The organism is Aeromonas sp. Lyrl_2 (genome assembly GCF_051948815.1).
In the GTDB taxonomy this organism is placed as follows: domain Bacteria; phylum Pseudomonadota; class Gammaproteobacteria; order Enterobacterales; family Aeromonadaceae; genus Aeromonas; species Aeromonas veronii.
Genome location: NZ_JAYJLJ010000003.1, coordinates 119,158 through 131,770, shown reverse-complemented (window position 1 = coordinate 131,770; position 12,613 = coordinate 119,158). Strand labels below are relative to the sequence as shown.

6 protein-coding genes and 2 tRNA genes are annotated in these 12,613 nt (G+C 59.7%); 5 read left to right on the top strand and 3 right to left on the bottom strand.

All coding sequences use genetic code 11. The features are described 5' to 3' along the window. Positions 1-474: 474 nt before the first annotated feature. Both tamA and tamB read left to right on the top strand, forming a co-directional pair. Complete coding sequence (gene tamA / locus VF684_RS03600; protein ID WP_139730561.1) at positions 475-2,250, top strand: autotransporter assembly complex protein TamA; 1,776 nt, start codon at positions 475-477, stop codon at positions 2,248-2,250. Between the two features lie 61 nt (positions 2,251-2,311). After that, entirely contained in the window at positions 2,312-6,112 is a 3,801-nt protein-coding gene (gene tamB / locus VF684_RS03595; RefSeq protein WP_279474910.1) for an autotransporter assembly complex protein TamB, read from the top strand. 175 nt (positions 6,113-6,287) lie between these two features. Here the strand turns inward: tamB and VF684_RS03590 are convergent. Then, positions 6,288-6,372, bottom strand: a tRNA-Tyr gene (locus VF684_RS03590). Positions 6,373-6,408: 36 nt separating this feature from the next. Further along, positions 6,409-6,493 (bottom strand) — tRNA-Tyr (locus tag VF684_RS03585). Between the two features lie 124 nt (positions 6,494-6,617). Between VF684_RS03585 and VF684_RS03580 the strand changes: the two genes are divergently transcribed. After that, a complete protein-coding gene (locus tag VF684_RS03580) occupies positions 6,618-7,127 on the top strand; it encodes a VC2046/SO_2500 family protein (RefSeq protein ID WP_440173788.1) in 510 nt (169 codons plus the stop codon). A 111-nt stretch (positions 7,128-7,238) separates the two neighbouring features. On the opposite strand, the gene hpf is transcribed toward VF684_RS03580, so the two are convergent. Beyond that, the gene (hpf, locus tag VF684_RS03575) at positions 7,239-7,577 is read right to left on the bottom strand and encodes a ribosome hibernation-promoting factor, HPF/YfiA family (protein ID WP_005334257.1); all 339 of its coding nucleotides are present in this window, start codon (positions 7,575-7,577) and stop codon (positions 7,239-7,241) included. 364 nt (positions 7,578-7,941) lie between these two features. On the opposite strand from hpf, the gene VF684_RS03570 reads away from it, so the two are divergent. Continuing rightward, positions 7,942-10,446 carry a putative bifunctional diguanylate cyclase/phosphodiesterase gene (locus tag VF684_RS03570; RefSeq protein WP_279474911.1) on the top strand — a complete coding sequence of 835 codons (2,505 nt, stop codon included), beginning with the start codon at positions 7,942-7,944 and terminating at the stop codon, positions 10,444-10,446. A 99-nt stretch (positions 10,447-10,545) separates the two neighbouring features. Further along, on the top strand, positions 10,546-12,447 hold the full coding sequence (locus VF684_RS03565) for a transglycosylase SLT domain-containing protein (RefSeq protein WP_201998379.1): 1,902 nt from the start codon (positions 10,546-10,548) through the stop codon (positions 12,445-12,447). The last annotated feature ends 166 nt before the right edge of the window (positions 12,448-12,613 follow it).

The following is a 12,613-nucleotide window of genomic DNA, read 5'->3' as shown; positions in this document are numbered from 1 at the left end:
GACGTCTGCAAAGGCAGCGGGATAATTCGATTGCGCTGAACGAGCAATTCTTAATCACCCGCTACGGCGGGCTTTGGCGTGTGCCGGGCCTGTTAAACGGTGAGGGTGGGGCTATGCCGACAAACTCTGTCGTGGTGGGTTTCTGGTTGCAAAGAGAGGAGGAGAGGTGACAAATGGTGCCTGATGGTGGGGTGAGCCTTATTCAGGGCAGGTCAATTCGCTTCCATCGGGAAAGCGGGCGGCGTCATTGTCAGCAAAATGTGTGATTTGTGGTCAACCTCTTAAAAGATATGGTGAATTTGCCAATGGCGCCGCGCTGTCGCTGGCCGATGCCTATGTTAGGATAAGGTTCGCCATTTTTCTGGCGCGCATTTTTGTGTCACGGCCATGCACTGCATGGCGTGCTGCGCCGCATTCGGGGTTGGCCCGAAAGGGCGCCGGTTTCCTTCACCACAGATTCAGGAATATTGACCTTTGACAGGATGCATTTCATCCCTGCTGGCAGGGCGTTCACTGTCTGGCTCTGCCTTTCGCCGCGGCCTGCGGGTTCTGGGGGTGGGCCTGTTGCTGTCGCTGCTGGCTTCGCCCGCGTTTGCTGCCAAGCTCACCTATCAGGTCAAGGGGTTGAAAGGGGAGAACAAGGATAACGTTGAAGCCTACCTCAATGCCCTGCCGGTCTATCAGGAGCGGCAATACCGCCCGGCCCGCGCAAAAATTACCGAGAGCGTGCAAAAGGCGCTGCAGGTATATGGCTACTACCAGCCGAAAATCACCCTGAGTCGCGACAAGAAAACCCCGTCCAAAGTGGTGATTGAGGTGGATAAAGGGGAGCCGGTCATCGTCTCCCGCCTCGATATTCTGCTGGAGGGGGATGCGGGCAGCGACGAGCTTTACAGCGCCCTGCTGGACAAGTTGCCCCTCAAAGAGGGCGAGCCCCTCAACCACGCCAAGTATGAATCCATCAAGGCGGATCTGGGCAGCCTCGGGCTGGCCCGTGGTTACTTTGATGCCAAGCTGACCAAGAGTCAGGTCAAGGTGTTTCCGGACAAGGGGACGGCGGAGATCTTTATTCTGTTCGAATCGGGCCATCGCTACCGTTTTGGCGAGATCCGCTACGATGCCACCCCCGAAGCGCTTCACCTTATTCGCCCGCTTATCAACATCAAGAGCGGCGACCCCTATCTCGCCATCCGTCTGGCCGAGATGTCGCAGGATGTCTCCTCCACCAAGCTGTTCCGTCAGGTAGATATCAAGCCGGTATTGAGCGAGGCGAGCAACTATCGGGTTCCCATTGCGGTGACGCTGGATAACCGGGTCGATCACGAAATCGAGACCGGTATCGGTTATGCCACCGACGTAGGCCCGCGGATGAGTGCCACCTGGGAGAAGCCCTGGGTCAACCGCTATGGTCATCGTCTGTTTGCCACCGCCAAGGTGTCGGCGCCGGAGGCAGAGCTCAGCTTCGACTATCAGATCCCGGTGGGCAACCCGCTGCGGGACTACTACTCCATCCAGACCGGCTACCAGTACAAGGACAACAACGATACCCGCTCCGATCTCACCACTATCGGTGTGCACCGCTGGACGCGGCGGCCGGAGAGCTGGGATCGGGACGTCTTTATCCGGCTGGAGAACGAGATCTATACCCAGGGTGCCGACGAGGGGAACAGCTTGCTGCTGATCCCCGGGGTCTCCTGGTCCCGGCTGCGGGTGCGCGGCACCCTGGTGCCCGATTGGGGGGATCGCCAGCAGCTGACGCTGGAGTTCTCCGATCCCAGATGGGGCTCCGACATCAGCTTTATGCGGGTGTGGGGGCGCAGCAAGTGGCTGCGAACTCTTGGCGATAACCACAGATTCCTGATGCGGGCCGAGCAGGGGGCCATCATAGGTGACAGCTTCTCGTTGGTGCCGCCGTCTTTGCGCTTCTTTACCGGTGGCGATCAGACGGTGCGCGGCTTTGGTTACGAGAGCATCTCCCCCACCGGGCCGGATGGCAAGCTGACTGGTGGCCGCTACACCAGCGTGGCCAGTCTGGAATACAACTACCGCTTCAGCGAGAAGTGGCTGGGGGCCATGTTTGTGGATGGCGGCACCTCCACCACCGATTACAGTGAGCCCTGGAAAATAGGTACCGGCGTCGGTGTGCGCTGGGTCACCCCCATCGGTCAGGTCAGGTTGGATCTGGCGGTCGGGGTATCGGAAGAGGACAAGCCCTTGCGGCTGCATTTCGCATTGGGGCCTGAATTATGATGTTGTCTAAACGCTTTTTTCTTTGGCCGCTGCGGCTGTATCTTGCGCGGGGGTCTGCATTGTGATCTGGCTAAAACGTATTTTTCTCTGGCTGATGGGGCTGGTGTTCCTGCTGCTCATCGGCGTCAGCCTGCTGGGCTTTACCCATCAGGGCAACAAGTGGTTGTGGCAACAGGCCAAGGGAGCGCTTCCTTCTCTTAAGGGGGAGCTGGTGGCGGGTCAGCTTGGCTATGGCTGGACCCTGGAAGGGGTGGGCTGGCAGGATGAGCTGGTGGATGTCACGGTGGATCGCGCCGTGCTCGACTGGGATCTCGGCAAGTTGCTGCAGGGCAAACTCTGGATCAAATCGCTTGAAGTGACTCATCCGGTGGTGAAGGTGGCCGACTCGGAGCCTGCACCGGAAGAGCCTTCCGAACCCTTTGTCTGGCGCCCGCTGCCACTCAAAATTCAGGTCGACAGCCTCAAGGTGGCCGATCTCGATCTGGCGGTGCCCGGCGTGGCCGTGACCCTGGGGTCCCTCGATATCGGCGCCACCCTCAACCGCAAGGGGCTGATTGTACGCGGCCCGGTGCTCGATAACCTGAAGGTGACGCTGGATGACGCGGCACCCTCCAACACAGCCAAATCCGCCAAGCAGCCGGCCGCTAACGAGAAGCAAGCCGGTGCTGCGGTGGCGCGCAACGACAAGGCCAGCGCCAAGACAGCCAAACAGGGTAAAGGGACGCCAGCTGCGAATACGGCAAAGGCAGCCCCCATTCTCCTGCCCGCCATTCACCTTCCTTTCCCCATCCAGCTGGAAGGGGTCAGTGCGACCCGGGTGCAATATAAGCAGGGCGAGCTGATCGAAGGGCTCGACAAGCTGCTGCTGTCGGCCACTGCTGCCGACGATCGCATCGAGCTGCGCGAGCTCTCGCTGCGCCACGCCATGGCCGATCTGGCGCTCAAGGGACACATCCAGCTCAGTGACGACTACCCGCTGGCGGTGACGCTGGATGCCAAGGCCCGCAAGGGGCTGCTGGATGGCGAGCTGCAGGGTGAGCAGGCCACGCTGGCGCTGAACGGTTCGGTTGGCAAGCTGGGGTTGGCGTTGTCGGCCAAGGGGCCGGTTGCCGCCAATCTCAAGGGCTCGCTGGCCGCCCTCGACCCGGATCTCCCTTTTGATCTGGCCCTCGACTGGAAGAGCCTCGATTGGCCTCTTCACAAGCCAGCCAAAGATGAGCCGAGCTATCGGCTGGACAAAGGGAGCCTGACTGCCAAGGGCAAGCTCTCCGGCTACCAGTTTGCCCTCAATACCTCCGGCAAGGGGACCGATGTCCCCCCCTTCAAGCTCGCGCTGGACGGCAAGGGGGATCTGGAGCGGCTCAGCAAGATCGCCTTGCAGCTCAACGCCCTCAAGGGGGAGCTCAAACTCGATGGCAAACTCGCCTGGAACAAGGGGGTTGAGTGGCAGGGGACCACACTGTTCAAGGGGATCAATCCGGCCGAGCTGCTGCCCGAGCTGAAAGGGACGCTGGCCGGTGAGCTGGAGAGCCGTTTCGTGATGAACGAGGCGGGCCACTGGGAGCTGAAACTGCCCAAGCTCAAGGTGGATGGCAAGCTCAACCAGTATCCGTTGGCCCTCAAGGGGGAGCTCAGCGGTAACGACAAGATGGAGTGGCAGATCCCAGCGCTCTCGCTGCAAAGTGGCCCCAACCAGTTGCAGGCCAAGGGCAGTATCAGCAGCGCCCAGTGGAAGCTCGATGCCAACCTGCAGGCTCCCCAGCTGGGGGGCATCTATCCTGGCCTGAAAGGGGATATCAAGGGACAGGTGAAAGTCAGTGGCAATCAGCAGACGCCAAAAATCGATGCGGATCTGGCCTCCGACCGGCTCTACTATGCCGGCACCGACCTGAAGGGTATTAGCCTCAAGGGCAATGTGGCGATCGGTGCCAAACCGGCCGGTGAGCTCGCGTTGTTGGTGGCGCAGCTGAAACAGGGGGATACCAAGCTCAGCCAGCTGGCCTTGAACCTCAGCGGCGATATCAGTCAGCATCTGTTGACCCTGACCATGAAGGGTGACCCTGTTGCGGCCAACCTCAAACTGGGTGGCGGCGTGCGCGGGGATCACTGGCGCGGGGCGCTCTCCGAGTTGCGGCTGAAAACCCCGCTGCGCCGTTGGGACTTGAGCTCCCCCTGGGCGCTGGATCTCGATCTGCCGCGTCAGCGGCTGGCGATGGGAGATCTCTGCCTCGGCTCCCAGGGGGCCAGCCTCTGCGTCAAGGGGAGTCAGGTCTCCGCTGCCCAGGGCACTCTGGAGTTTGCTTTGAGTGAGTTTGATCTCAAGCGGCTGCGCCCCTGGTTGCCGGACAACTTCCGCTGGCAGGCGATGCTCTCGGCCGATGGGCGTGCCAGCTGGCGTGGCAATCAGCCGACCCTGCATGCGGTGGTGCGTACCACGCCGGGCACTTTTGTGGCAGATGGTCTCAAGACCGACTATCAGCAGCTGGCTCTGGCCCTTGATTTCGAGCGGCAGCAGGCGGCCATTCGCCTCGATTTTGCCTCCAAACAGATCGGCAATATCGATACCGATCTGCTGATCAGGGAGCCCGCCGGTCGCGGTCTGCTCGGTGGTCAGCTCAAGTTTGACGATCTCAAGCTCAATACCTTTGCGCCGCTAATCCCTGAGGTGCGCTCCCTGCAAGGGATCATCTCCGCCGATGCCCGTTTCGACGGCACGCTGGCGGCCCCCCTGCTGTTTGGCCAGCTCAACCTGCGTGATGGTGAAGTGCAAACTCACTCTGACATGGTGACCCTGACCAAGCTGGTGACCCGCCTCAAGATCGAGGGCAACCGCGCCGAGCTAGATGGCTCCATGCTGGTGGGCAAGGGGCCGCTGGCGTTGGGCGGCTGGCTCAGCTGGGCCAAGATGCCGGTCAGCGGCAGTCTCACCATTCAGGGCAAGGATCTGGAAGCGCAATATCCGGGCATGGGCCGGGTCAGAGTCTCGCCCGATATCGCCGTGTCATTGGGAGAGGAGACCCGCATTACCGGTCAGGTGGATATTCCCTGGGCGCGCATTCTGGTCAAGAGCCTGCCGGATTCGGCGGTGGCGGTCTCTGATGATGTGACCGTGGTCTATGATGATCTGCCTCCGGCTCCCAAGCAGGCGAGCCTGCCGCTGGCGATGAAGGTGGCGATCCGCCTTGGCAACGATGTGAAGCTTGATGCCATGGGGCTGAAGACCGATGTCTCCGGCGGTCTCAATATCCGTCAGGATCCCGAGAAACCGCTGGCAGGCAACGGCCAGCTGGTGCTGACCAATGGCCGTTTCAAGGCCTATGGTCAGAACCTCATCATCAAGGAGGGGCGGATCCTCTTCTCCGGTCCGCTGGATCGGCCGTTCCTCAACATCGAGGCCAACCGGGATCCCGATACCATCGAGGGTCAGGTGACGGTCGGGGTGCGGGTGACTGGCCCTGCGAGCAAGCCTGAAATCACTGTCTACTCCGAACCGCAGATGGCGCAGTCGGAACAGCTCTCCTATCTGCTGCGTGGCAAAGGGTTGCAGACTGGCGGTGAGGATGGCGGTTTCAACGGTCTGCTGGTGGCCGGTGCGGTGAGTCAGGCCAACGGCGTGGTGTCGAGTATCGGCGAGTCGCTCGGGATGAGCGATGTCTCCCTCGATACCGCGGGCAGTGGTGACAACACCCAGGTGACTCTGTCGGCCTATCTGCTGCCGGGTTTGCAGTTCCAGTACGGGGTCGGGGTCTTCAGTCCCATCGCCGAATTCAAGCTGCGCTACGAGGTATTGCCAAGGCTCTATCTGCAAGCGATGAGCGGGGTGGCTCAGGCGGTCGATATCTTCTATCGCTTTACTCTGTAACGCTTCATCCCGTAACAGGGCTGATATGAACGTAAACGGGAGGCGCAGACCTCCCGTTTTTTATTGCGCGATTGGCTGCAGGCAAACAGCGATAAGGGGCTGGAGGGCAGAGGAATAACGGATTGGGCAGACCAGAAATGCGAAAACCCGGCGCCAGGCCGGGTTTTCTGAATGATGGTGGAGGGAGAAGGATTCGAACCTTCGAAGGCAGAGCCGTCAGATTTACAGTCTGATCCCTTTGGCCGCTCGGGAACCCCTCCACGGGGTATTGCTTTCAACTTGTCGCACTTGAGAAATGGTGGAGGGAGAAGGATTCGAACCTTCGAAGGCAGAGCCGTCAGATTTACAGTCTGATCCCTTTGGCCGCTCGGGAACCCCTCCACAAGTGCGAGGCGCATACTAACAGATCTTCCGGTTTTGTGAACCCCCAAGCAGGATTTTTCCATTAAAAGAATTGGATTTGTGGCCGATAACCAGTGAAATCGCCATTTTCGAGAGTTATCTCATGCTGCCCAGTTCAACCCGTAATCACCTGCTCGTTGATGAGGGCCAGTTGGGGCAGCGCCTCAACCGTGACCTGCAGCATGGGGATCGGGCTGATTTCCGGCTGCATCTGGCCCTGCTGACCGATGCGGTGGAGGAGCAGCCCTGGTTTGATGCCAAACCGGCGGCCACTTCCCAGAGCCGTGACTGGCGTCTGCACTTTGATCTGCGACCGGCAGAGGTGCTGGTGGCTGAAGGGGTGGGGAGTGACTGCAGTGCCATCAATGAGCGGCTGCAGCAGGGGGGAAGCATGGTGGATGTGCGGCTCTGGCTGGTGCTGCAAACACCGCCGCTGGCGGTCAAACAGCCACTGCTCGATGAGGCTGTCTACGACAACCTGTCACCGCTGGCGCGGGAGCGGTTGCAAGGAAAGCTGGCCGATATGCCGAGGCAGGAAGATCCGCTGGTATTGCTGCCGATCCTCGACCGTTTGCAAGAGGGGGTGGATACCCGGTTGCACTGGCTCAGTTGATGGCGCCTGTTCACTGGTGTAATGCTGTGCTTGTCGGCAAATCACAGGCAACAAAAAGGCGGGTGACCCCGCCTTTATGCTCTTTAGAATTTTTAGCCTTGCGGCATGCTATCAAGCGTCAGCTTCATCCGGTTGCGGCTGCTCTTTGAGCGCGGCATTGGCACGACGGGCAATCGGCTTTTCGGTGTGACGGTTGAGTTGGCGCTCCAGTTTTTGCCCCAGTTCGTTGATGGCGGCGTAGAGATCCTCATGCTCTGCCTGGGCAAACAGTTTGCCGTTGGGGATGCCAGCACTAGCTTCGACAGTGAACATCAGACGCTCTTTGGAAACAATCACATGGGGTGTGATGAGAGGCACCTGAAGACGTTCGAGCTTTTCAAAACGGGATTCGATGCGCTCGCGGATAGCCGGGGTGATGTCGATGATTTTGCTGGTAATTTCGATTTTCATATTGGCCCCCTTCGGGTCGTCTTGCTTGTGTCTCACCTTCAGATTACTCATTGGTAAAGATTGAAATGTGATCCATGTCACATAACCTTCCCTTGGCTATTCAGCAACTTATAAATTGTGATCTTTTCCGGTTTCGTGCCAAAAACAGCTTGAGCTCCATGAAACTGGCAGGCAGTATGACGGGAATAGGATCGTTTCTGTCCCTTCTTGGCAGCACTTCGTGTCGACCTCATGTCCGGTTTTCACTGCTTGATATCGCATGTTTGTACTCTTCCCTCGCAACCTCTGATCTGATGAGCGGCAGGGGGCGTTGCTATGCCTGATTGGACATCAAACGTGGTTGGTTGTTGTGTTGGAGTGGTAAATGAAGCAGCAGGCCACGCAAGTCATGTGGTTTTTCGATCGGCAACATGATCAGTGGAGTCTCTCTGATCAGGGGGCCTACCAGCAGTGGCAAGGGGAGGGCAATCATCCCTGGGCCGCTCGCCTGTTACCGGAAGATGAGGCAGGCTTTGCCGACTTTCTCGTCCGGCTTCATGAATCGTATCTGCCCGAGCAGTTTATCGGCCATCTGAAAGATGATCAGGGGCAGCTCAACCATGTGCTCTGGAGCGGCCAGTTTGTGCCCACCCAGCAGATCTGCTGTGGCTGGCTGGCCCCTCTTGATACCGCCAACAGTGCGGTCTCCTCCCTCAACCTCTCGCTGCCATTGCTGCAAACCACCCTGCTCACCCAGTTGGCGCAGGCGCTCTCTGCCCGCACCGGGCTCGATTTCTTCAATACCCTGGTCAGCCAGCTGGCCCATATCCTCAAGGTGGATGCGGTCTGGGTGGGTGAGTTGTGCGGTGCAGATCGGGTCAAAGTGCTGGCTGCCGACGGGTTGTCGCTTAAAGACTACCCGCTGGCGGGCTCCCCCTGTCAGGAGCTCTACAAGCAAGGGGCCATCTGTTTCGAGGTGATCGACGAGTCGCAGGAGTATCAACCCTGGCTGGCCGCCGGGCAGACTTATTATGGTCAGCCGCTGTTTGATGCCAGAGGCCAACTTCTGGGCCATCTGGCGCTGCTCTATTCGGCCCCGGCAGATACCAGCAATCTCACCTCGGTGCTCAATACTTTCTCGGTACGGATGGTGGCCGAGCTGGAGCGATTGCAATCAGATGCCCAGATGCGCCTCTCTGCCGTTGCATTCGAGACCCACGAAGGGATCATCATTACGGATCCGGGCTTCAAGATCCTGCGGGTCAACAATGCCTTCAGCCAGATCACCGGCTTTGACAGCCAGTCGGTGCTGGGCCTGCATCTGGAAGAGGATCTCTGGCCCAATCTGGGTGGGCTCGGCTACGAGCTCAATACCCTCAGCCGCTGGCAGGGGGAGACCCAGCGTCGCCATGTCGATGGTCACACCTATCCCCAGTGGGAGATAGTGACGCCGGTGCAGGATGAGAAGGGGGTGATCAGCCACTTTGTCATCTGTTTTGAAGATATTTCCGAGCGCAAGGCGGCCGAGCGGCGCATCCAGGATCTCGCCTATTACGACGAGCTGACCGGATTGCCCAATCGCCGTCAGTTGCACGAGACCCTGGTGCAGACCTTCAACGAGGCGACCCGTGACGGTCTGATTGGCGCGCTGCTCTTTATCGACCTCGATCACTTCAAGACCATCAACGACTCCCTCGGCCACGCCACCGGTGACTGGCTGCTCAAGGAGGTCGCCGCCCGTCTCAAACGGTTGGTGAGACAGGGGGATTGTCTGGCCCGCCTCGGCGGTGACGAGTTTGTGTTGCTGCTGCCATCGCTCTCGGCCAGCCCGCCCCAGGCGGAGATGCAGGCCGATATCATTGCCGAACGGCTTATCACCGAGATTGCCGCTCCTTATACCTATGTGGGGCAAGTGCTGCACATCGGCGCCAGCGTTGGCATTACCCTGTTTCCGGATCGGGAGCAGGGGGTCGATGATCTGCTCAAGCAGGCGGATACCGCCATGTATCAGGCCAAGTCCGCTGGCCGCAAGACCCGTCGTTTCTTCGATGCCTCGATGCAGCAGCAGGCGGATCGCCGTCTGCTTATTCACAACGAATTGCGCAACGCCCTCAGCCAGCAAGAGCTGACCCTCTACTATCAGCCCCAGCATATGGTCGATGGCGGCGATATCATTGGTGTCGAGGCGCTCATTCGCTGGCAGCCGGCCGGTCGCTCGCTGGTCTCGCCGGCCGAGTTTATCCCCATCGCCGAGGAGACGGACCTGATTGTCGATATCGGCAACTGGGTGCTGCACGAGGCGTGCGCCCAGTATGTGCTGTGGGAGGAGAACGGCATCCACATTCCGCAGATCTCGGTCAACGTCAGTGCCAAGCAGTTCCATGCCACCGATTTTGTCGAGCGGATCCACGATGTGTTGGAGCAAACCGGCATGGATCCGGCCTGCCTCAATCTGGAGATCACCGAATCCGTGGTGCTGGGTCATGCCGAGGACACCATCAGCAAGATGACCGAGCTCAAGGAGCTCGGCATCAGCTTTGCCATCGACGATTTTGGCGCCGGTTACTCCTCTCTGAGCTACCTCAAGCGGCTGCCTGCCGATGAGCTCAAGATCGACCGATCCTTCATTCAGGACATCCCGAAAGATGGTGACAACATGGCCATCGTCGAGGCGGTGATCGCCATGGCCCGCCATATGGGGTTCAACGTCACGGCGGAAGGGGTGGAATCCCGCCAGCAACTGGAGTTTCTCAAGGCGCAGGGGTGCAGTTTCTATCAGGGCTATCTCGCCTCCAAGCCGCTGCCGGTGCCCTATCTGGAGAAATATGTACAGCGGCTGACCAGACCGGAGCAACTGCGCGAAATGCAACTGAGTGAGGCAGAAAAATAGTCCCTGCTCCCCGCTGTAGCGCTGCCCGGCAACGGGTAGAATGAGAGGCAGTAGACCTACCGCCACCGGGCGGTGTATTGCCCTCAATGGAGATGTTCAGTGAAAGCTGTATGGGGAATTGTTTTGTCGGCGCTGTTCGTGCCGGCCCTGATGGCGCAGACTGCCGACCAGACGCTCTACCGTCAGGCGTATGACGCCGTACGGGCCAATGATCAGGCCCGTTTCCAGCAAATTCGTGCCCGTTTGACCCATTACCCCCTGCTCCCTTACCTCGATTACTATCAGCTCGCCTTTCGTCCGGGGGCGGCGGATTACAACGATGTGATCCGCTTTATCCGCCAGCATGGGGATACCCCCCAGTCCAACCGGCTGGAGCGCAGCTATCTGACCTATCTGGCCCAGAGCCAGCAGTGGTCGCAGTTCCTGCGCTTCTATCCGGCCAAGCCGAGCTCCACCGACCTGCTCTGCATGCACTATCAGGCGCTCTATTACACCGGCAAGCCGAAAGAGGCGTTGCAGGGGGCGGGCAAGATCTGGATGAGCGGTCAATCCCGTCCCGATGCCTGCTCCCCGCTGTTCCAGCTGTGGCAGGCATCCGGTCAGCGAACCCAGGAGAAGATCTGGCAGCGGATGACGCTGGCGTTCGAGGCGGAAAACCCCAATCTTATCCGCCATCTTGGCGCTACCCTGGGTAGCGGCTTGCAAAGCTATGGCGATCAGATGGTGACCCTGTTCGAGCAGCCCGCCAAGGCGATGAACCCGGCCTATTTCAGCAGCAATCCCTATTCCCGCAAGCTGCTCTCCCTCGGCTTGACCCGCTATGCCAATCAGGAGCCTGAGTCGGTGCTGCGCCAGCTTGCGCTGTTTCGCAGCCGTTTCGGCCTGACCCAGGCCGAGGTGAAACCGGTAGAGCGTGCCATTGCCCGCCGCCTGCTGCTGGATCGCTCCATTGCCCAGCGCAGCTGGGTCGACAGCACTGTGAAAAAGCTGGCGGATCCCGACATTACCGAGCTGCGGGCGCGACTGGCCATCTGGGAGCAGGATTGGCGTGGCCTCTCCGGCTGGGTGAAGATGATGCCGATGGCCCGTCAGAAAGAGGATCGCTGGCGCTACTGGATGGCGCGCTCCCTTGAAGTGCAGGGGCAGCAAAAACCGGCGCGGGATCTTTATCTGGAGACCGCCAACCTGCGCGGTTTCTACGGCTTTATGGCAGCCCAGCGCACCGGCGTGCCCTATCGCATCAAGAACCAGAGCGTCAAGCATGTACCGGACTGGCGCACGGCCAGCCAGCGCTGGCCCTTCCTGTTGCGGGTGCGCGAGCTGCTGTCGATGAACGAGATTGCAGCGGCCCGTTCGGAGTGGATCCACAATATGGATCGCAATCCGGTGGCCCAGCGCATCGAGTTTGGTCATATCGCCCTCAATCAGGGCTGGCACGAGCTGGCCATTCTCGCCAGCATTCGCGCCGAAGCGTGGGATGCCCTCGACCTGCGCTTCCCGCTGCCGCTCAAACGCACCTTCTCCCAGATGGCGCAAGAGCGTACCATGAACACCAGTTTGCTCTATGCCATATCCCGTCAGGAGAGTGCCCTCTATCCGCTGGCCCAGTCGCCGGTGGGGGCGCGCGGTCTGATGCAGTTGATGCCTGCCACCGCCAAAGAGACAGCCGGCAAGCTGGGGGTGCCCTATCGCAACGAGCAGCAACTGTTTGATCCGACGATGAATATTCGTCTGGGGAGCGCCTATCTCAAGCGCTTGCTGGATGTCTATGACGGCAACCGGATCCTGGCGGCGGCCGCCTACAACGCCGGACCGGGACGGGTAAAACGCTGGCGAGAGCAGAGTGACAACAAGCCGATGGACGTGTGGGTCGAGAGTATTCCCTACAAGGAGACCCGCAACTACGTACAAAACGTGTTGTCGTTCGATCTCATTTATCAGCACAAGCTGCAGCAGCCGCTGCGCTTCATGTCGGAGCGGGAGCTCAATCACGCCTATTGAGTCGGGGGCCGCAAGCCGGCCCCTGTTTTCAAATTTCCCTGCTGCCGGGTATCATCGGGTAAGGTTTTGTTACCAAAGGAAACATGCCTGGTGACCTGGCTCCGGGAATTGGATCAGGCCGCAGGATATACTCGGGCGTCGGCATCGACAGGTTCCCCCACAATAA

What these genes read in the sequence shown, in the direction of transcription:
- VF684_RS03580 (WP_440173788.1), top strand. Translation starts at nt 6,618, where the DNA reads ATGCTGCCCAGTTCAACCCGTAATCACCTGCTCGTTGATGAGGGCCAG.
- hpf (WP_005334257.1), bottom strand. Translation starts at nt 7,577, where the DNA reads ATGAAAATCGAAATTACCAGCAAAATCATCGACATCACCCCGGCTATC.
- VF684_RS03570 (WP_279474911.1), top strand. Translation starts at nt 7,942, where the DNA reads ATGAAGCAGCAGGCCACGCAAGTCATGTGGTTTTTCGATCGGCAACAT.